Origin of the sequence: Dactylosporangium sp. CA-092794 (assembly GCF_050948465.1) — a bacterium.
Taxonomy (GTDB): Bacteria; Actinomycetota; Actinomycetes; order Mycobacteriales; family Micromonosporaceae; genus Dactylosporangium.
In genome coordinates this window covers 2,956,353-2,979,137 of record NZ_CP192044.1, presented here as the reverse complement: position 1 = coordinate 2,979,137, position 22,785 = coordinate 2,956,353, and the positions used below count along the sequence as shown (strand labels likewise).

Sequence of the window (22,785 nt, the reverse complement as noted above, 5' to 3'; positions counted from 1 at the left end):
GGTCAATGGGCGGCATCGCGGCTCAGCGACTGCACGACGTATCCCGCTGCGCGGACGTACTCGACCCACTCCGCACCGGGCAGTTGCTCGCAGATCACCCGGACGCGAAGGGTTTCGCCCGGTTGGGGCATCATCTGGGTCAACATCCGCAGGACCAACCGCTCGAGCTCGGGGTCCGGCTGGCCCGCCACCACCAGTGCGCTCTCATCGTCGCCCACGCCAAGATTCAGGAAATCCCTGCGCGTCCCTGGCGGTAGCGTCGGCCGGCGCGGGCCGTCCCCGCCATCGGGACCCACCAGCACGACCCGGCCGGCGTCATGGATGCGGTATGCCGACGCGGATCCCAGCAAGCCAGCGACCACCGGGATCGCACGCGACGGGAAGACCGATCCGAACGAACCTCCGGTTCCGTGCTGGTACAGCATCCAGTCGTCGGCGACCAGCCGTCCGGCGACGAGGATCGGCATGGAGGTGGGCACGACCACCCGCCCGTCCAGGGCTCCGAAAAGGTCGGTTACGGCCGGCCCGATGTCCACCACGAGCGGCGAAAGCAGGACCACGGTCATGGTGGACGGCGGGTATTCGGCGGCGTATTCGCCGATCCGCAGTCGTAAGGACTGCAGATCGGCGAAGTCGAGCTCCCGGCCCGGCCGGCCGAGCACCACGTCGGCGGATCCGGGCTGAACCGACCGCAGCACGTCGATCATCTCCTCGTCCGTCGTATCGTCGGTTCCGCGGCGCAGCCAGAGCACCTCGCCCACCCGGTCCGCGCGATAGACCGGGTCCGGCGGGCCGCTCGCGGCGACACCATCGGCGGCCGGGCCCCCATGCCAGACAGCCACTCCCCACTGCGTCCGCCGGGCCGGCCCGGCGGGAAGACGCGCCGCCAAACCAAGTGTTTCCACGTGAACGACGGGTCTGCCGGACCCGGTCGGCCAGGATCGGTCCAGCAGTTGGCCCAGCACTTGGGCGGACGTGTTCGCGAGCCGCAGGCCGTCGTCGCGCCATTGCCGCGCCGGCCCGCCACCGATGGCATAGGTGACCACATGAAACCGCGGAGGGCGGCGGTCCCCTCCGTTGCGATCGACCAGATGCATGCGTTCCGGCGCGGTCGCCCACTCGGCGTATCGGGCCAGGCCTGCGATCGCGGCCGTGCCGAGTTCACCACCGACCAGCGGGAGTCGCGCGTGAAACGGGCGACGGCTGAGCGGGTGGGCGGCGCGCACGACACCGCCTTCCGGGAAGGACCATCCCGGCGATTGCGCGTCGTCGCCGCCCGCCGGCTGACCGACCCGGGCGGTCAGGGGTGCGAACGGACCGGCGAGGCCGCGCGCCGCGAACCTCCGGGTCCATTCGGCGAGTCGCCTCTCCACCCGTTCCACCACGTCGGCGGCGTCAGCGGCATCGTACTGGGCCAATGTCGCCGCGGCCGGCCGATCGTTCCAGAGCCGGCTCAGGCCCGTTGCCACGATCGCCTCGGCGTCGGCCTCCGGCCCTCGCGACGGCGTCGCGGAGCCGGCCGGGACCACCGCGCCGCGCGCTATGTCCCTCACTCGGACGTCCACCTGGGACGCCCACGCCGGGCTCGCCGATCCGGCCAGGACGGGCGAATTCAGGAGGCTCATCCGGATGTGCTGCCGACCGATCGACATCCGGCCGATCATTCCGGGCCCCATCGTCGCTGCCGCCGAGGCCCACTCCGTGATGACGCGGTCGCGCAGTGCGCCGACGAAGCGTCCGGCGGCTGCCTGATCAACCGCGTCCCCGCCCACCTGGAAGACGACGATCTGGACCTGTACCGGTGCGATGGGCCCACCGCGAGCCGGGGTGAGCGCAGCGACCGCCTCGGCGAGACGCGCCGACAGACGAGCGGCGGATGCGCCGGCGAGTGCCCCGTCCCGGCCGAGATCGACGAAGAACGACCCGAGACCGGGCGACGCCGGCTGCGAGGCGACGCGCGGCAGCGCGGCGATCACCAGCGAGTCGCTTGAAGCCGAAGGCACATGCTCCCACCGGTTCGGGCCTTCCATCAAGCCGGTCATCCCCCCGAGACGTTGCCTGAGCAGTTCGCCGAGCCTGGCGACCACCGGCTCCGCGGGAGGACCCTGCACAGCCAAGCGGACGCGGGCATCGGTGCTGACCGCGGAGGCGTAGGCATATCGCGCGACCTCGTCGGCAAATGCCTGGACGACGCCGGAGTCCGGATCGACCGGACGGCGGATGTCCAGGACCGGGGCCTCGGGCTCCTTCACCACGGTGCGCTCGACGATGGGTAGCGGCCCCTGACCGCGGTGAGCGTGGTCGAGCTGCAGCAGATGGTGGCTGTCCAGGGTCCGCTCGTGCGGCGGATCGTCGACGCCGAGGAGGTGCCACAGCCTCGTCCGGAGGGCCATGGTGAGCTCGGCTCCGGCGCTCTCTCGCGGCACGGCGACGGCCATTCCGCTCGGCGCGAAGTCGTCGTACTCGACCAGGACGTGCAGCTGGTCTCCGTCCGCCAGGCGGTATCGGCCGTTCATGCCGGCCGACAAGTCGGGCAACCGGTCCCGCAACGTGCGGGCGGCCCCTGGTTCACCGGCCGCCCGCACCCCCAGCCTGACCAGCCGAACCGTGCGGCCCAGCGGCAGATGCAGGCGGAGCACGCCATAGGCGGCGCGCACGTCACCGTTTGACCAGGGAAGCTCGAGGCCATCGATCGCGGCGGCGATGTCCGCGGCCGAGACGGCATCGTCCAGGACTCCGGCGGCGACGACCGCGTCGGCGCGGCGCAGCTGCGCCAGCTCACGGCGGACCTGGTCCTCGAGCAGTCCGACGACTTCCAAACGGACGCTGCCGCCCGGCTTCTGCTCCCGCCAGGCGGCGATCGCCGACAGGACGTCGTCGAGCCGGGAGGCGTGACCCGCGGTGTCGTCCGGCCGGGCGAGCGTGCTCGCGCGCCAGCTCTCCACCGCCTGATCGATCCGCCCCAGCTCGGCCGAGCGGCGTATACCGCGTATCGCCGATATCCCCGGCCATTTGCGCAGGACTTCGACCGGCGCCTCCAGGTGTGGTACCTCGACGTTCGCGGCGCGCTCGCGGATCGCGCGCTTGGCCAGATCGTCGATCCGGTCGAGCGCCCGGTGCAGGACTTCCGGTGTCACCGCCACATCCGGGAGATCGTGGACATCCGGAAAGTCATGGACGTCGTTTCCGATCGAGATCAGCCGCAGCCGATCCTCGGTCTCGGTCCGAATGGCGTAGAGCGTTGCCAGGCGGTGCTCGCGCGAGATCCGGTGCGGGCCGACGTACCCGCTCTGGAACACGAAGACCGCACGGCGAGCCAGCGCCGGCTCGTCGGCCAGCAACGACGCCAACTGAGCGGCGGCGATGTCTTCGTCGGCGTGGTCGACAACCACAACCGCCCGCACGCGAGACTCGGCCGCGTCACCGAGCTCGTTCGCCCACTCCGACGGCTCGCCGACATCGCTGACCCAGTACAGGCCGACCGGAGACGGGCCGGTCCGGTCATCCGCGGACCAGGCCACCGCGTCGGAATACTGCACATCAGGGTCCACGTCCAAGGCCGCGTCGTACAGCCGCGCCGCCGTGGCCGCCACCTCCGCGTGATACCGCCTGGCCTCCGCGACCGGCATGTGTCGCCGACCGTGTGAACGAACCTCGACAACAGCATGCGGCAGCAGCAGCCCACCGTCGTTCAGGTCCAGCCCGTCCAGCGTATTCACGCCGCCGAAGACGTCGTTCTGGCTCGATGGGGCCGGATAGCCCTGCACCAGTCCGCCCATCAGGTAGTCCCTCAGTCGGGCGCGGCCGCGCCTGAGGGACACGTCCAGCAGCGTCCTCGGGGCGTAGCCGCGGGGAAGCTCGATCTTCGTGGGGAGATCCGCCACCCGGGTCAGGAACTTCGCTTCGAACCGGTCGAAAAGGTTCTCGGCGTCGCGGGCGAGATACTCCCGCGCAAGGTCCGGCAACCCGCGCAGCTGATCGGGGAAATCTACCCGGGACAGCACCGCGACCTCTGCTTTGTTGAGCCGCCGGTCCACGAGGTGCTGCACCGCGCCGGCCGCGTTGCTGTAGAGCAGCGCGGCATGCCCGGACACCATCGCCGCGGCGCGCCGCCGTCCGGCACTCACCTCCCTCGGTTGCCCTGCCGCGCCACGAGCGCGACGGGGCAACCGACCGGTCTCGGCATACTCCAGAAACCGTGCGGCGACATCGTCACCGAATTCCAGCGCGTCGGACAGGTGCGTCTTGGTCAGATAGCCGTACGACTCGTCCCGCCATACGTTGTCCCGGGCGAACTCCAGGAATTCCCGCATACCCTCCAGCACCACCCCCTGCGTGAAGTGGTAATGCGATCCGGGCCAGTCGCCGAGCGGCCGCGGACCCACCCGGGCGGTGCGGCCGAGTTCGGTGAACTCCAGACCCAGATCGCGATACAGGACCGGCATCGCGACGACGGGACCGCTGCCTGCCGGCTTGAGAGCTTCCGCACTGGTGGCCATCGCCTGGAACGCGTCGAACACCGGAGCCGGGTCGTGCCGGCCCACCTCGTGCGGGTGGTAGGAGAAGATGCCACCCACCCGCTCGATCATTCCGAGCCTCTCCCCGGTGACCGACCGATTGCCGGAAGCGAGCGCCGCCTCACGGGTTCGGTAGACAAGATCGTCATCGCCGCCGCGGTAGAACCTCTTCGTCTCCACCTCGATGTGGAACGCCCGGTCTGGGCTCTCGGCGAGAATCGCTGTTCGAACTTCGTCAGGATCGTCGAGAATCCCCTGCGGGTCGTCTGGATCGGGCAGATAGACGAGCACGGTCTCCTCGTCCTCGACACCGGAGCCCGCGAAACGCGTGTCCGGCGGCAACAGCAGCGGCAGCACCGGATCCGCCGACTCGAGCAGTCCGGGCAACGGCACGGCACGACCATCCGCCTCATACAGACGGACCCGCAACGCCGTCCCCGAACGCAACCCCCGCGCGATCTCACCCGCAGCCTCCGAACCGAACGCGTGCACCCGCAGCATCGGATCCGTCGCGGCGGGGTCGACCACCAGCACGCCTTGCTCCGTGTGCGCCACCACAAGGGCATGCCCGACCGTGCCCGCCCGCTCCATCAACACGAACGCCACCCGCCCTGGCACCTGCGTCACCGACGCGCGCACCTCCGTCCAGCCGGACACCCGCGGCCACGACAACGCCCGGCCCCACCCCGACCACAACCCCAGACCCACCACCGAGTCGTCCAACGCGAACCGGCCTCCGTGCGCGCCACCGAACGACGGCTCGGCGAACAGTTCCTCCCGCGCGGCAACCATCAACGCGACGCAATACTCGTCACCGTCATCCCGCTGGACCCGGCTACGCACCCGATCCGCCAGGCTCCGCATACCGTTCGCGGTCATCGCCACGGGTCGACGCGCGCCGCTCATCGCCGGAACATCCGCCGCACGCGCCGCGAGCACGCGACCGGCTTGATCGTCGACCCGGTCGAACGCGCGGCGCAGGACGTCGGGCGTCACCGCGACATCCGGAAGATCCGGGAAGTCATGAACGTCGTTGCCCATCGATATCAGCCGCAGCCGCTCCTCGCGTTCGGTGCGGATCGGATACATGGTGACCAAGCGTTGCGTCCGAGCGATCTGGTACAGGTCGACGTATCCGCTCTGGAGCACGAACACGGCACGACGAGCCAGCGCGGGATCGCGGGCCAGCAGCGACGACAGCGCCGGGGCGGCATTCCCATCGGAAATCTCGACAACCACGACCGGCCGGTCGCGAGACATCGCGGTCTCGCCGAGCGAGGCCGCCCACTGCGGCGGATCGGCTCCATCGCCGAGCCAGTGCAGACCGGCGGAGGCCAGGCCGGTCCGGTCATTCTCGGACCAGGCGGCCGCATCGGCGTAGGTCACATCGGGATCCACGCGCAGGGCGGCGTCGTAGAGTTCGGCCGCCCGGCCCGCGATCTCCCGGTGGTAACGCTCGGCGTCCGCGACCGGCATGTGCCGCCTGCCGTGCGAACGGACCTCGACAACCACGTGCGGCAGCAGCAACCCCCCGGCGTTCAGGTCCAGCCCCGGCAGTACCGTCATGCCACCGAAGGCATCGTCCTGGCCCAACGGGTTCGGAAAGTCGTCCGCCAGCCCGCTCGTCAGATAATCCCGCAGTGATCGGTGATGGACACCGACTCCGAGGTCCAGGAGGCCGGCCGGGGCAGGTCCGCGTCCCGGTTCGGCCAGTCCGGCGAGAAAGCTCGGCTGGCGTCCGAGGAATCTCTGCTCGAACCGGTCGAGGAGGTGCCCAGCATCGAGGGCAAGGTACACGCGCGCCTCTTCCGGCAACGCACGCAGCAGGAGCGCGAAGTCCACCCGGGACAGCACTGCGACGTGAGCCTTGGCCAGCCCGCCGTCCACGCGGTGCTGTGCGGCCCCGGCGACGTTGCCGTACAGCAGCGCGGCATGCCCGGACACCATCACCGCCGCGCGTTGCCGCCGGGCATCCATGGCTTGTGGCAGCCGGCCGGTCTCGGCATACTCCAGGAACCGAGCGGCGACATCATCGCCGAAGGCCAGCGCGTCGGAGAGATGTGTCTTGGTGCGGTAGTTGTGCGACTCGTCGCGCCACACATTGTCCCGGGCGAACTCGAGAAAATCACGCATGCCCTCCAGCACCACCCCCTGCGTGAAGTGGAAGTGCGACCCGGGCCAGTCACCGATCGGCCGGGGCCCCACGTGGGCGCCCTCACCCAATTCGGTGAAGTTCAGCGGCAGCCCGTCATACAAGGCGGGCAAGGAGACGGCGGGGCCGGTCCCCGAGGGAGCGGTGAGCCGGCTCGCGCGGTCAGCCATCTCCCGGAACGCCCCGAACGCCCGTTCCGGATCGTGCCGCCCCACCTCGTGCGGGTGATACGAGAAGATGCCACCCACCCTCTCGATCATCGCGAGCGTCTCCTCCTCCGGATCCTCGTTGCCGGCAGCGGCTGCGGCATCCCGGGTCCGATAGAGCAGACCGTCCACATTCCCTCGGTAAAATTCTTTCGTCTCCACCTCGATACGGAACGACTCGTCCTCGGCGTCGGCCAGAATGTCCCCGTCGTGCTCAAACGGATCGCCGAGCAATACGTCCGGGTCCTCGGGATCCGGCAGATAGACGGGCACGGTCTCCTCGTCCTCGATGCCGGAGCCCGCATAGCGTCCCTCCGACGCGGACAGCAACGGCAGCACCGCATCCGCCGACTCCACCGACCCCGCCGGCACCGGCACCACGCTGCCGTCCGCGTTATAGACACGAGCGCGCCATGCCACTCCGGAATCCAGTCCGCGCACTCGACGCACAGCCTCGGAGCCGAACGCGTGCACGCGCATCATCGGATCCGTCGCGGCGGGGTCGAGCACCAGCACGCCTTGCTCGGTGTGCACCGCCACAAACGCATGTCCGACGACACCCGCCCGGTCCATCAGCACAAATGCCATCCGCCCCGGCACCTGCGCCACCAGATCATGCAGCACGCTCGAACCGGGCACCCGCGGCCACGACGAAGCCTTGCCCCACCCCGACCACAACCCCAGTCCGGTCGCCGAGTCGTCCAAGGCGAACAGGCTGCCCGGCACACCGCCGAACGACGGCCTGCTGATCAGGCGCTCCCGCGCGGCGACCATCAGCGCGACGCAGTACTCCTCGCCCTCACCCCGTGGGACCTGCCGATGCAGCTCATCGGCCAGCCGCCGCACACCCTGCTCGGTCCTCGCCACCGGCCGCCAAGCGCTGGGCGTGGACCAGGAGACCATCGCCGAGGGCCCAGGGGCGGCGGAGGGGACCGCTTCCGGCGCTCCCGCCGGCCCGGCGATGCCGGAGTCCAACGCGGCCAGCGCATCAGTCGCCCTCTCGGCCTCCCGCCGTGCGGCCAGGTATGTCTCCTGTGCGGCCGCGCGTTCCGCGTCGCCGGCTTCCAGCCACGGCACGCGTTTTGCCAAGGCGTCCTGCCACGCCGCCTCGACCGACCGGATGGCCTGCGCCCGTTCGGGGTTGTCGCTGCCGAGCCAGCCGGCGGCACGGGCGACCGACTCGGGGACCTCGACGATCAGCGCGTCACGCAGACTGACCTCGTATGCGGTCGGCTCGCCCGTACGGTGGTGAGGGGAGGCCACGAACAACTCCGTGCTGTCGAAGCTGAACAGGAACGAGGTTTGGCCCTGCCGAGGGTTCGACGTCCGGGCCGCGGCACCCTCGATGGTCCGGGTGTCGCGACCGGTGGCACCGACGCGGGCGGGCACTCCACCGAGTCCGGTCTCCTGCACGTCGGCGGACGCTTGCGCACGCAGATCCAGGCGACCGGTGGTCTCGCCCTGCCGAGCGGTGGTCGTCGTCGAGCCCCGCGCGTCCTGGCGAGGGTGGTCGAATTTGGTGGTCGCACCCACGCGGACCAGCCGCGGCGGGTCGAGACGCGCATACCGCGCGAGAGACATCACCGTGACGGCGGTCATCGCCGGTCCCACGATCTGCGCCACGTGGCCGCCATCGGCGATGTCATGGTAGAAGGCCATCGATGCCTCGGGGCTGACCATCGCGTGGACGAATGCCTCGGTCAGGTCCCGGGCGCTGGCCATCGGCGTCCCGTGCCGCAATCGTTGTATCGCGGAGCCGGCGGTGCCCTGCGCTCGCAGCGCGGCCAGCGCGGCCGCCTCGGCGGCAGACGATCCCGTGAAGCTCGTGATGACCGCCGCGTCAGGCAGCGACGTCCCGCTCGCCTGCCACTCGATCGCGGCGGCTCGCTCCGGCACTATCTCCCGGCGCACAGGATGTTCCGGTTCGGGTCGTTCCGGCGGGGGCGTGACCCGCACGTTCAATTCGGGCATCCGGAAAGCGATGTCGAGCGCCTGAGTGACCGGCTCGATCCGATCGCGGACTCGGCTCGACACCACCGTCGCGGTCACCTGAAGCTGAGCGGTGTAGCGCACCGTCGGTCCCTCGCTGATGACGACCCGGTCACGAGTGCGCGTCTCGAACGTCGCGTCGACCGTGTCGGCGCGCCCCGCGATGGCCACGCCCGGGCCGAGGCCGACCGCGACCACGCCGTCCCGATCGGCGGCCGGCACGTAGGTCGCCTCGGCCTCGAATGCCCGTTGCCGGGTCCGATCGACGCTCGTCCGGATCACGTCCCGGATCCCGAATTCGTTCGCGGTGCCGTCGTCGACGACATCGACAGCGCGGACGTCGCGCAGGATCGCCTGGATCCGTACGGAGACCCCATCGGTGGTACGGATCACGCCGAGCGTGTACGGCCGTGGCCCGCGCCGGTGCAGCCGGAGCAAGATGCCGCCGGCCAGCGCACTGTCGATGAACCCGGCCAGGCCCCGCCGGCTGAAGACCGCCATGAGCTGCGCGGTGTTGCCCATGGTGTCGGTGAATGACGTCTGGCCGTCGAGATCGATAGTGATCCCGGCCTCGTCGAGGCGGTCGTGCAGTAGGGCCAGAATCGGCCACGGATCGGCGATGTGGTCGACGAATCCGGCGCCCAGGCCGGGCAGCTCCGGCGACCGCCACGGCTGCTCCGGCGCGCTGACGCTGATGGCCTTGCTGCCATCCGGGTCCGCTCCTGCGGGCAGTTCCAGCGGGTCGAGCCGGTCACCAGGCGCGCCATCCGGGCGCTGATTGGCCGCTTCGACCCGGGCGTTGGCCGCGTGCACCTCCGCCAGCGGGATCGCCAGGCGCACCGCATCGGATATCGGGATCGTGCTCCCGCGGGTTTCGACAGCACCCGCGAACACGTCCATGGCCCCCACGCGCCTGGTGCTGGCCGTCAACGTCCATTCGCCGTCGACCCGGTACACAACGAACGGACCCGATTGTGTGACGTTGCGTTCCACCGACGCGGTGCGGGCGATGTCCCGGTGGCTCCCCCACCCGGTCGTGAAGCCGACACCGCCCCCGGCGACGCCGTAATACCGCGAGAGCTGCTGCTGGCTGACGCCGGCCAGACGGGCCCCGAGCCGATGCGTGGCACCGGATTGGAACGTTTGCGTGTAGCGCGCGACGAGAGCGTGCTCGAGGCCCGACGAGATGAGCACCGGGTCATACAGCCGGGTGGGCGTGAAGCTGAGCCACAGGTCCGCCTCATAGTTGAGGAATACCCCCCGCCACGTTATCGCACCCGTCATCTGCCCCGGCTGGATGAGCGAGGTCAGCTGCCCGACCAGGTACTCCGGCCGCAGAAACGCGTCGAGCTCGGCGTCCAGCTGCGACCCCGGCAGGACCATCGTGCGGCCCGTCGGCGTCTCATTGAACAGGCGCAGCGCCTCGCTACGCAGCGCCGCGATGTCCCTCACCGCGGTCGCGTGCAACCGCAGCGGCAGCTGTGCGAGCAGCGCCCGTGTGGGTTCCGGCGCCTGCGACGCCGGCACCGGGGCAGCGGCGCGCACCGCCGACCCGGCGGCTTCGACGGATGTCCCCGGCCCGGGCGACGCCACGAGCTCACCGCGGGCCACCCGGGACCATTCCGTGGACATCCACACCGTCAACGTCCCATTTCCGGCCCCGGTCCGGGTGAAGGGTTCGATCTGGCCGCGTCCGGCGTCCCGGCCAATCGGCCACCGTCGATCAGCCGAGGTGTCGAACAGCCCCAGGGCCAGGCCACGGGCCCAGGCGCGCGGCCGGGTGTGGCCGGTGACCTCGACGTCGAATTCGACGTCGAGGTCGTAGGCGTGCGCGGTGACCGGGCGCCCGTCCGAGCCGCTGGCCGCCCCGGGGGTGCTCACCAGCAGCGACGCCTCGCTCGACTGCAGTTGCAGATTGGAGCGCCGGTCGGCGGTGTAGCCGTAACTGCTGTCGATACCGATCGTGCCGAGCGTGGTCCGGTCCGGGGCCTGGAGTGTGCGTATGTATCCCACCAGCGCACCCACCCGGAACTGACGAACCGCGGCCAGCTCTGCCGCAGCCCGCCGGTCACCCGAGCTGTTCGACCGGAACATCACGGTGCTGGACTGCCCGGTCAGCCGGCCACCGGTGCGCCGAGCGGTGACGGAGACCCGAAAATGCCTGACGCGGAACTTCTCGTACTGCGTGAGCGTGAACGACAGGCCGGTGTCGAGCAGGCTGTCGACCATGCCGCGCACGTTGGGCTCGGACAGCGCAGCCTCAACGATGTCCGCACGCTGTTGCGCCTCGGCCAACCGCATCCGAGCGGCCCTGGTGAGGCCGGCCCGGGTGGGGCTCGAATGCGTGGCGTCGGGCAGGAGGCCCGGATGGGCGCGCAAGATTTCCTTCACGGCATCCCTGACCTGCTCCAGGCCGGTGACCGACACCACGGCACCGTCGCCGAGCGGGCCCCGCAGCAGGGACATGCCGTCGCTCAACTGCTCCGGCGCGGCAAGAGTAGTCATGTCGGCGGCCGGCAATCGGACGTAGGCCCGGTCGGTGCCCTCCGACCGCGACTCCGCGTCACCTCCCTCCCGGCGCAGCGTCCAGCGGATCTGATATTCGCGCAGCACCGACGGTCCCTTGTAGACGACGGTGCGGGTACGCGCGCCGGCGCCACCGAACATGGCAGTCTGCACGCGCCGGCTGCCGCCTTCGACCGTGAACACGCCCTGCGCGCCACCACCCGCGCCGCTGGCACCGGCCGAGACGCCGAATCGCGCACTGACGCCGAGCGACAGGCCCGCGCCGGTCGTGTGGCTGACGTCATGCCCACCGTGATCCACGATCCGGAACTCGACGTCGGCGGCGGGTAGGTGCTCGGTGTAGCGCTCGGCGACCGCGGTGATGACGTACGGCCCGGCGAGTTCGCCGGTACGCTCATCCAGCAGGGCCGGGATGGGCAGGCCGCCGGCATATCGGTCGAGGCTTGCCTTGATGGCGCGGGCGTCGGCCACGGCGAGCAAGCGCCGCCGGCTGGTTGTACCGATCTCGAACAGGCCGACGGGGAGCTGTGCTTGCAGCAGCGTCCAAAGCTCCTGTGTCGCCACCGCCTCCGGGATATGCAGGTGCGATTGGCGGCGTAGCGTGTCAGCTCCGGCGGGGAACTCTGTCGTCGCCGTTCGGCCGGCGACCGGCGGGAAAGACGGCACGTCGAGCTGGATCGGTCTCTGCAAGAGCTGGCCGGCGTTGTCCTGCACCCCCTGTTCCTCCGCGCCTTGCCGGCGCCACAGGCTGATGTCGTAGGTCGCCGTGGACCCGACGGTGGTGGTCGCTACGGCCGGGGCCCGCCCTCGGCGTTCCTCCCGGGTCACCGTCGCGGCCGTGGCCGAGTGGGTGAGATCCCGCGCGCTGACGACGCCCCGGACTGTCCCGGTGATCCCCGTGGGCGGCCCGACGAGCCCACCCAAACCGGCGGTCAAGCTCAGATCCAGTGCGCTGGTGACCGTCTTCGTCGCCGCGCTGCGGGCGGAGGTGGACACGGACACGTCGTTGTGGTTGCCCGGGGTTGTGCTCACCGCGTGAACCGGGCCCAGCGTGACCCGGACCCGCAGCTCATGGACGGTGCCCCCGATCCGGATCTCATAGTGCCCGCCACGGCCGAGCAGCGCGTCGACATCGTCGAAGACGCGCGACTGCAGCAACTCGTCGAGGCCACTGATCGATCCACCTCCCGCCGCGCGGTCTACGACTGCGCGTACCGCCTCCGCGACCTGATCGGCCGAGCCTGGGACGACCTCGATCGCGTCGCCGAGCGAGAGGCTCGCGTTCAGGTACTCGCGGGGCCATCCCGGCGCGGCCGCAGCCGCCCACTCGCCGAGTTGCGGCGCGGGCGTTGCCGGTGCCAGCGGGTGGGTGGCGGTAGGCCCCAGGTAGCCGGTTCCGGCCGTCGGGGAGGACGGTCCGACGAGCCCACCGCGGGAGGTGAACGAGTAGACCCGTTCCTTCTGTCGAAGGCCGCCGCCGGTCGCCGCAGCGGATGCGGAAGCCGCCGCGGCCGGACCGGTGCTCTGCATTGCCCGGTGCGGCCCGGAGGAGGGGCTGAAGCGGATCCACTCGGCCCGTGCCCCGTCGGCGCGCGGGCGCAGACCGAAGGAGACGTCCTCGTCTCCGATGAGGACAACCTGCCCCGTGGGCGCCCAGACATCCCGGCGGGTCTCGTCCGCGACCCGCTGCGCGACGGTCACGCCGTCGTCGCCCGGTGTCGCGGCGTCGCAGGCGACCATCACAATCGGCGCATCCTGGTCGAGCCGCAGCAGGCTCGGCCGGCGGCGCAGTGCCCGGCCGAGCCGCGTCGCCGACTGGCCCGCGGGCTCGGTCGTTCCCGGCGCGTCCGTCTGCCCGGCGGCACCGGGCAGCAGGACCCGGCCGGGTTCGCCGTGTACCGCGGCGACGTAGACGCTGGCGCCGGACAATTGCCACGGCACCTCGTGGACGTCGCTGCTCGGGTTCCACACGGCCTCGTCCCCGGAACCGCTCACGTGGGCGAAGTACGGTGCCGCCGGGTTGATCAGGTTGATCGGCAGCTTCTCGTCGGAGATGAAGGCCCGGCCCGTGCCCGCCGGAACCTTCTGACCGGCCAGGACACCCGGCGGCGACGCGATCAGGTCCGGGAACTCCTCGGCCAGCCGCTGGCTGTGGTAGGCCGGCAGCACGCCCTTGAGCCCTTCCGCGACGGTAGCCGTCATGGTCAGTTCGGGCCCGGTCACGGTGTACTCGACGTCGAAGGTGTAGTAGTCGAACTCTCCGCTGCGCTGGCGGTTGCTCTCGACGTAGTCGCCGGCGGAGCTGATGACGTCTCTGATCCGGTCCAACCGGCTGAAGGTCGGCAGCGCGCCACCGGTCAACAGGGTGGGCTCCGAGGCGTGCGGCAACGGCTGGCCGGCATGGGCGCCGAAGGCCGCGTCGAGGGCGATGCCGTGGCCGCGGTACGTCTCGTGCTCAATCTCCGGCTCGACGCTCGTCTCAGGGAAGTTGAGCACGCTGCCGAACTCGGCGCGCTTCACGAACCGCCCGTTCGTCGGTGTCAGCCGCACCATGACGGGCTCACCGCCGAGCTTCGCCAACGGATAAGAGCCGTTGACGAGGCGCTGGAGGTTGGCGCGCAGCGTTCGCTCGTTCAGCAGCGACTCGATCCCGACCCGGTCGGTGCCGGTCGGGCTGTAGCCGGTGCTGAAGATGAGTTTCTCCGAGTCGTTGGCGATCCCCGGGTCGGCACCGTACGGACGGGTGACGTCGAACTGGTCGAATCGGCTCGCGGATCGCATGACGGCCGGCACCCAGGCGGCGACCCGCTTCGACTCGGGCATCGCCAGCGCCTGCAGATAGGCGCCGATCTCCGCGGCGAAGACCGCCGCAGTGCCCGGCTCGGGGGCACTCCCATGTCTGTGCCGCACCGTCGGTGCGAACGCCGGCGTGACGGACCGGCTCATCGTGGCGCTGGGCCTGTCCAGCTGGGTTAGGTGCGACGGGACAGTGAGGCGGGCCCAGCCGTCCACGGTGCCGTGACCGATACGGGCGGTGCCGGGCGGAAAGTACTTGCGCCACAGCCGGCGACTCCTGCCGCGGGTGAGGATCCGCGCGGCGCGGGGCAGCAGCCCGAGCGGGCGGCCGGCCTGGCGCAGGATCTCGGCCAGGTCGCGGGTCTGGAATATCTCCCAGGTGTACTGGACGTCGACCGCGAATTCCTGGGACTGGTCCTTCGGCGTCGCGCGGGCGATCATCCGGCTGGTCGCCTTCTCGCCGGTCTTGGTGACGCTGCCCCGCTCGCCGCCAATGTGTGCGGACAGCGGCAGCCGCGCCCCGCTCACGTCGGCCCATCGGCCGCCCAGATGCACGTCCCAGCGGGTGCCCTGGTGCCGCATCTCGGCATCGGTCCGCTGGTCGAAGAGCTGTCCGCCGCTAGTGATCGTCACGTCCGGACGAGCGCGTCGATACGTGAGGTCACCCGATTCCCGCGCGACGACCCGGATGCCGGTGCGGAGGGTACCGCCACCCCACCCCGGGGTCTTGACGACCAGGTGGAGGCCCGTGCTGCGCACCGCGCCGTAGTGCGCCCGGATCGCCTCCTCGGAGAACATCACCTGCAGCGCCCACATGACGTCGGAGGGCACCTGTTCGTCGTAGGGCAAGTCCGGCAGGACCTGCCGGCGCCGCAGTTCCTCAACGATCTCGGGCAGCACACCGGCGGCCGAGATCTGCTCGAGCTGCCCGATGCCCAACGCCAGTTCCGGATCGATGACGTGCAGCGTGGCCGGCTCGGCGCCGGCGGCCGGCTCGGCGGCCACCAGCCCGCGGTCGACGGCGCGCTGATGCGGCAGCGTGGCCTCGACCGCACTCCCGATCCGGACGTGGCGCACGGAGGTGGACACAGAGTGGGTACCGCGGACGACCCCCTGCTTCCACCGCACGTACTTGATCGTGAACAGTCCGTCCGCGGTGTACGTGTGGGCCGGGTGCTCCGGCCCGCGGTAGGTCGCGAGATTGAGGTCGATGCCGCCCGTCAGCTCGCTTGTCTGCCGCTTCCAGGCCCGGTGCATACCGGCGCCGACGCCCGCGCCGATCTGGCTGCCCAGCTTGCGGCTCGACGTGCCGTGATCCTGCTGCGCCTCTTCGGCTTGCCGGCCCTCCAGTCGCCCGACAGCGCCCAGACCGGCTTCGGCGGCGAATTCCCAGCCCGCTTCCCGCTCGGTCACGAACCGGGTGTCGGCCTCGGTGTACTGCTCGAGCGACACGTCGGTGCTGTCGCCGGTGGCAACGACATTGACCGGCCGCAGCGTGACGACCAACGCGTGCAGGTGGCCATCGCGGGTCGGCGGCAGGGGGATCCGCAATCCGTCCGCGCTGGCCAGCCGGCGAATGTTCGCGTCGAGGAACGTCGGTGTCCCGGAGCGAAGGATCTGCTCGGGCACGCCATGGCTGGTCGGCGACGCGGCGAGCCCGCTGAGCGTCGCGCGGAGCCGGGCGTTGTGGCCGGCGCGGTCCTCGTGGCGTATTGCCCGGCCGAGGCGGCGCATCGACTCGCCGGATTGTGGCGCCACGGGACTCAGGCTCACCAGGGACCGCAGCGCGGTGACGAACAGGTCGCGGCGGCCCGCGGCTACATCTTCGCCGCTGTGCTCGGTGACAAGTCGCGCCATCTCATCGGTGAGCGCCTTGGTGCCGTGCACCGTGACGAAGACCCCGTTGAGGTCGCCGGCGTCGAACAACACCGGCTGGTCTCGGTCACCGCCCACCCATTCGTGGATGGCCGCTTCGGAAAGGTCGCCGTCCCGGGTCTCCACTGCGCCGAACGCCCGGACCTGCTCCTCGGTGAACCCCCGCTCCGGCAGGAACGCCGCGCTGACCATGACGGCCGTGCGCACCTGCGGGCCGTCGAAGCGCTGCCGCCACGCCGTTCTGACCCGGCCGTCGGTATGCTGCGAGATCACCGAGGCGGTGTAGGCGGTGTGGTACTCGAACCGCCGGACGGTCCCGGCCGTACGGCGCCGCTTGTACTCCTTGACCCCGGAGCTCGCCGTGTGACGGTTGTCGACCGACCATCCGCCCTCGATCCTGGGCGCGTTGACCTCGACCGCGAACCCGGTCGACGCGTCGAGCCGGGTGCTCAGGTCACCGCCGCCGCCGAACCGGCGCGAGCGGCGCTCCCCGACGTCGACGCCCGCGCTGCCTTTCGCCTGGACATCGACGGAGACGCCCTCCTCGTCGACCGGCGGCGCGACGCGATCGAGCAGGTCGGCGACAACGGCGACGGTGAAGGTGCGGCCCGAGAACGAGAAGACGTGGTCGATGCTGCCGCCCGCGGCAAGGCCGCGAAAGCCGGCTCGCAGCCCCGGCACGGAGAAGCGAACGGCCAGCGCCCGATGCAGATGTGCCAGGTCGCGGGCGGTCAACGACGCGCCGACGCCGGCTACCCGCAGTTGATGGTGGAGGTTCTCGACGATCGCGGGCAGCAGGAGCTCGGCGCCGCTGATCTCCCGGACGACACCTGCGCCGAGTCCTTTGCGCGCGGCCAGCACGATCGGCTCCCGGTCCTCGGGCCACACCACCGGCCCCGACGTGGGTTCCGGCGCCGGATCGTCCTCGCCTCCGGTGTCGGTCACCGGTTCGGTGGGCACGTCCGTCCACGCCGGGTTCGGGATCCACCTGACCGGTGCCCGATCGCTGGAATCGGCGATGGCAACCGATCGTGCGCCGGCCACGGCGCCGTTGGCTTCGATCACGTAGCGGAACAGCGCTCCTGATTCCGTCCGGCCAGCGCCCGGAGCGACCACAACGACGTTCGGATGGTTGAACAGACGCTGCCGGCCCTGGTCGGCGCTCCAGTTGAACTCGGGCGGCGCTTCGACCTCGATCGGGCCTCGCTCGGCATAGGACAACAGGTCCCATGGCCCGGTGGCGCCCGACCGCGAGAACGGCAGCCAACGCAGCGTGCCGGGCTGATCGATCTGTACCCCGGTTCTCGTCACCCGCACGTCGCCACGCCTGCCGTGCCGGAGCACCGACGCGACCTGGCGCGCGACGGCCAACGGCGTACGGCCGGCCCGCCGCTCATCGCGGACGATCCGGAACGAGGCCGCGCCCTCGGCCGAAACCCGCGTGACGTGATCCTTGGCGAGCAGACGCCGCACGGCCGATGTCTGCCGGGCGCCGTCGAGCAGATGTAGACGGATTTCGGGCCGGTGACCCGGGCGGGCCTGTGGCAACGTCACCCTGAGCGGCGCCACCCGGTGCGCGAGCACGCGGAAGGGCCGGACAAGTCTGCCCTGGAGGGAGCCGGGTGGAGTGCGCCGTCCGGCGGAGGGCTCGGGGCGATATGCGCGGGACAGGCGGAGCAGGTCCGACGGCGTGTGGATCGGTTTGCGCGGATCGAGGCGCAGCGGCGCCGCAAACGGCTGGACGACCATCGATGTCGCGGTGTCCGGCACGGGCAAGGGAATTCCCGGTGCGGTGGTGGCCCGGACGGGCACCCGGCCGCTGGCCGGCGTGGCCCGCTGCTTGCCGCCGGCACGCCGTGGCAGCGCGAGGGCCGCCTCCTCGAACAGCGCCGCGTGCTGCTCCCCCATGGCCAGTTCGGCCTGCACCTCCGCCCGTATCCTCCGGTCGCCGTGGGTGGTCGAGCGAAGGTCGAGCGTCACCTCGAAGGTGCCGGCGTAGCGGACCATGTGGTCCTCGCGCATCAGGGCGGTCTTCGCCTGTCCCTGCAGCTGCGTCGTGCGCGTGTGGGATGTGGCGGCCTGGACGGACACCACATCGATGCTCGGCGACACCAGGTGGTCGCCACGCGGGAAGCCGAGATCGACGACGACGGCGGCGCTGGCTCCCCCGGTGTGCTGAAAGCCGTCCTTCATCGTGAAGGTGTCCGCGATGTCGTTGCGGATCTTCATCGGCGCAGCAGTCGTCTCCAGGTACTGCAGCCGGTCAAGCCGTGCATTGATGTCGATGTGACCGGCGAACCCGGACCGCCCGTCATGGAAGTACTGCGACGCCAGCCCGCCGCCCAGCAGATACTGGCTGCGGTCCCGCAGGGTCTTCTCATTGAGGATCTCGTCGCTCATCTCGCGGATCAGCTTGTCGATCGACGGTTGCGGCAGACCCGCGCTGCCGAGCGCCGCACGCACCTCGCTCACGATCGGTTTCACCCGCACCGCGTTGATGGCGTAGTCGACGCTGTGCAGGGCGTTCGGATTGGACACGTCGAGGTTCGGATGCTGCCGTTGTGGTTCGGGCCCGGTAGTGGTGAACGCCTGCGGGAAGCTGAAGGTCGGCCCGTCGCCTTGCGGCAGGCTCAGCGTGAACGGCCCGCCTGCCCCACCCGGCCCGGTGACGGTCGCGGTCGCCTCCAGCGCCGACCGGAACTCATGGACCGGGTTGGCCAGCAACCGGTTGCCCGACTGCACCTCGTTGACCGTGCCGTGGTGCTCCACCTGCTCACCGAGCACACCCACCCGCAGCGCCGGACCGACATGGGAAAGGGGCATGTGGCCGACGAACAGCAACGGGTCCAGCACCCCCTGCAGGCCCAGCCTGCGGCTCCGTCCCATGGACCGGGCAACGGTGCTGTCGCCGTACTTGCTCTTGTACTCCTCATAGTCCGGCTCGTGATACGAAGACGGGTGGTGGGTGAGTTCGCCAACGGCGAGCTGCAGGTCGACGCGATGGTTCCCGAAGCTCAGCTGGGCGCCGCGCAGCAGCAGCCGCTCCCATTCGCGCGGGTCGCTCTGGGAGAGCTGCGCGACCACCCACTGCCGAGCGCGTTCCTGGTGCTTACCGGCCAGCGATCCGGAAACCTGGCCGGCGAAGCGATTCAGCTCCTCGGCAGCTCTGCCGTGGCCGGTCGCCGTGGCCGGGGGCGCACTGATGCCGCCGTCGCCCAACGACCGGAATTGCCGGAAGTACCAGGGAGGTCGCACCCCGTCGCCCACACCGATCGGACTGGACGACCCGGATGCGGCGAACGTGTACGGCCGCGCCACGCGGCGCGGTTCCTCAGCCGGGCCGGAGGACCCCGCCCCGCTGCTCTGCTCGGCGCCGGACGCGTTGCCGCGCGTCGTCCCGCGCAGCCCGTCGCCGAGCCGGCTGCCGGCTGCGCTGAACCCGCCGGACACCAGGCCGGAGGACGCCGCGGCGAGGCCTACCGACCAGCCCTGGCCGGTCATCGCGCCGTACAGCCCCTCGGTCAGGTACTCGGTGCCGACCTCCTGCGCGACCTCCTCGGTCGCGTGCCGCCACCCGGCGGCCCCGACGGGTGCGGCCGGCATCGCGTCCGCGAGCTCGCGGGCGCCGGCCTCGGCGCCGTGGCGGCCTATCACCCGGCCCAGGGCCATGCCGAGGCCCGTGCCCACGGCTCCACCGAGCGCGCCCGCACTGGCCGCCTGCCTGCTCAGCCGGCCGTCCCAGTGGTCGCGGGTGCCCCCGTCGATCTGCAACCGCTGGATGATCGCGTCCATCAGCGTTTGCAGGCCAACGCCGATGATCTGGTTCAGCGCGATCTGCAGGATCAGCCGGCCGAGCCAGGTGCGCACCAGGAGGCGTACCATCGCGACCCGGGCCGCGAGCCAGTGCATCGCCAGGCCGGGGTTGAAGAACGAGAACGCCATGGCGGCGGCGAACTCCGCCATCAGCTCGACGATCGTCGCGATGATCATCATCTTGACGTACTGGACCTGAGTCCCCAGATCCCGTATGTCGCGCCCCGCGCGACGCATCGACGTGGCCGCCGACCGCAGGTAGCCGGGGTTGTGGTTGACGTAGGGTTGCATTGATGCGACGAAGGCGTGCTGTGCCTGGCCGGAGACCCCTGAGCTGATCTGCCGGACGCCGTCGACCAGGTGTGGATGGGCCGCCTCAACGCTGCCTGCCGCGGACTGCAGCGTGGAGCCGTAGGAGAACAGGTGAGTCTCCCTCGTCGCGGGGAACTCCTCGCCCGTAATCCACTTCAGGATCCCTGCGACCACGCGCGACGCCTCGATGTCGCCCATGACTCAGGCCCCGGTGACGCGGCCGACGTCCCAGCTCCTGGCGTCTTCGCCGTTGAGCGCCTCGGTGGACTCGACGTCCGCGCCGAACTCGTCGACCTTTGCGCCATCCGAGTCGGGGAGGTCACGGAGACCGGTCAGGATCGCCCCCACCCAATCGTGGACCATGTTGGTGTACTGCAACGCGTACTCGTCAACCGCGCAACGCGGGCCTTGCACCACCGGCATCACCGCGTCTGCACCCGAGGTGTAGTGTTCATGCGCCGTCGACAGCGCGTCCTGGAAGGGCTGCAGAGCCGTCGACCGCAGCAGGTCAGAGTCCGCGTACAACCATTCGGGCATTTAAGCGTCACTCCTCGTTCCGGGTTGGCCTCGATCTCCATGACGATCTCGACGACCTGGCTCGCACGACGAGGCGGCAGGAGCCCGCAGCCGGCAGTGCCATGCCCTCCTTACGCACGTCGGCGCGGGGCGGTTCACCGCCAGTTCCCCGCCGGTGAGCCGGTACGCTCACTCGTGCATCCAACCGGCCTGGCCGAGGACGTCGAGCAAGCGGTGCCCGGCCTATTCAAGCGCCCGCGCCCGTCAGGACGCGGGGGCGAGCTCCTCGCGGGAGATGCGGGCGAAGGCCTCGACGGCCGGCATGGCCCGCTGCTTGCCGTAGGCCAGGGCGACCATGCGGGGCGCCACGCCGGTGAGCGGGATGTAGCGGATGTCGGGGCGGCGGTAGAAGCCGGCGATGCCGGCCGCGAGCACGATGAAGCCATGGCCCGACGCGACCGCCTCGAGGCTCTCCTCGACGCCCCCGACCGGATAGCCGGCCGCGTCGCGGGGATCGCCGCGCCACTCCGGCACGTCCCGCGGGTCCTGCAGGAGTGGGTACTTCGCCAGCACCTCGATGTCGAGCACATCGGCCTCGGCGAGCGGGTGGTCGGCGGCCAGGGCGGCGACCCGGGGCTCGGGGAACAGCGGCACGACCTCGATGGAGTTGGTCGGGATCGGCAGCCGCACGAAGCACACGTCGACCCGGCCGTCGAGCAGGTAGTCCACCTGGTCGGTGATCGACGTGTGCAGCACGCCCACGACGATGTCGGGGGCCAGCGCTTTGAAGCGCCGCACGATCGGCGTGACGATCACGCCGGGCATGAACCCGACGGTGAAGTGGCGGTCGGGCCGGGCCGCGAGCCGGGCCCGGCGCAGCAGCTCGGTGGCGCCCTCGAGCATCGGGCGGGCGTCCTCCAGCAACTGCGCGCCGGCCCTTGTCAGGACAGTACCCACCGGGCCGCGGTCGAACAGGACGACGCCGATCTCGTCCTCCAGCGTGCGGATCTGACGGCTCAGCGCCGGCTGCGTCATGTGCAGCCGGTCGGCGGCCCGCACGAAGCTGAGCTCGTCGGCGACCGTGACGAAGTATCGCAGTCGCCGAAGGTCCAGATCCATGGCGCGAATGCTACCAGCGGGCCGCCTTCCGGCGGGTTGCTGCGTCCTCAGCGCTCTCATCGTCCTCAGTGGACGGTGGAGGCCGCCTCGAGGATCACCCGGTCGACGGTGCGGGCGCTGGTGGCCGGGACGTCGTGCCCCGAGTGCACCGTGGTGATCCGCGCCCCGGCCCGCTTGGCCATGAAGAACTGCAGCTGCGTCGGCACGGCGTTGTCGTCGAGCGCGACGACCATCCACTTGGGCGTCGCCGCCGGGGCCGCGGCCGTGGCCGGGTCGGTCAGCGCGGCGACGGTGATCGGCCGCTGGGTGACCGAGGCGACCTGGATGTCCGCCGCGGACAGGCCGCCGGCGTAGACCTCGCCGTAGCGGTCCTGCTTGAGGTAGATGTCGGTGCCCAGCGGCCCGTCGCGGACGACGAAGTTGTCGTCGACCAGCTGCGAGCCGGGGAACTTCGTGTTGAGCGCGCCGGCGCTCTCCCCGACCTGCGGGATGAACGCGGCCACGTAGACCAGCGCCTTGACGTTCGGCGCGGTCGCCGCGGCCTGGCTGATGACCATCCCGGCGTACGAGTGCCCGACCACCACGATCGGGCCCTGGATCGTGGCCAGGATGCTGCTCAGGTAGGCGCTGTCGGACGGCAGGCCGCGCAGCGGGTTCGCGACCGCGACGACCGGGTAGCCGGCCTTGCGCAGCGCGGGAATCTCGCCGCTCCAGCTGGACGAGTCGGCGAAGGCGCCGTGCACGAGCACGACGGTCGGCTTCGGGCGGGCGGCCGGGTGGCCCTGCGCGACGGACGCGTAGACGGCGCCACCGCCGAGGACCGCCGTCGCCGTGGCCGCGGCGACCGCCACCGCCCAGAGCCGGGTCAGTTTCCTCATGAGTGCGTGGTTTCCTTTCGACACGAACATGACGTGTCGATCGTCGTCGCGCCGGTGCCCCGCCCGCCAATGCCGATCCGCGCCGT

At 70.8% G+C, this 22,785-nt stretch carries 4 protein-coding genes; all 4 read right to left on the bottom strand.

Annotated features, from left to right (window positions below):
* Positions 1 to 2: 2 nt before the first annotated feature.
* Positions 3 to 20,384 (bottom strand): hypothetical protein, encoded by a 20,382-nt coding sequence (locus tag ACQPXD_RS12950; RefSeq protein ID WP_432838042.1) that lies wholly within the window; start codon positions 20,382 to 20,384, stop codon positions 3 to 5.
* Between the two features lie 3 nt (positions 20,385 to 20,387).
* The gene (locus ACQPXD_RS12945; RefSeq protein ID WP_432838040.1) at positions 20,388 to 20,723 is read right to left on the bottom strand and encodes a hypothetical protein; all 336 of its coding nucleotides are present in this window, start codon (positions 20,721 to 20,723) and stop codon (positions 20,388 to 20,390) included.
* 243 nt (positions 20,724 to 20,966) lie between these two features.
* On the bottom strand, positions 20,967 to 21,821 hold the full coding sequence (locus ACQPXD_RS12940) for a LysR family transcriptional regulator (protein ID WP_432838038.1): 855 nt from the start codon (positions 21,819 to 21,821) through the stop codon (positions 20,967 to 20,969).
* 65 nt (positions 21,822 to 21,886) lie between these two features.
* Positions 21,887 to 22,699 carry an alpha/beta hydrolase gene (locus ACQPXD_RS12935; RefSeq protein ID WP_432838036.1) on the bottom strand — a complete coding sequence of 271 codons (813 nt, stop codon included), beginning with the start codon at positions 22,697 to 22,699 and terminating at the stop codon, positions 21,887 to 21,889.
* Positions 22,700 to 22,785: the final 86 nt, after the last annotated feature.

Excerpts from the sequence above, each read along its gene's own strand:
- ACQPXD_RS12950 (WP_432838042.1), bottom strand. The coding sequence starts at position 20,384 with ATGGGCGACATCGAGGCGTCGCGCGTGGTCGCAGGGATCCTGAAGTGG.
- ACQPXD_RS12945 (WP_432838040.1), bottom strand. The coding sequence starts at position 20,723 with ATGCCCGAATGGTTGTACGCGGACTCTGACCTGCTGCGGTCGACGGCT.
- ACQPXD_RS12940 (WP_432838038.1), bottom strand. The coding sequence starts at position 21,821 with ATGGATCTGGACCTTCGGCGACTGCGATACTTCGTCACGGTCGCCGAC.
- ACQPXD_RS12935 (WP_432838036.1), bottom strand. The coding sequence starts at position 22,699 with ATGAGGAAACTGACCCGGCTCTGGGCGGTGGCGGTCGCCGCGGCCACG.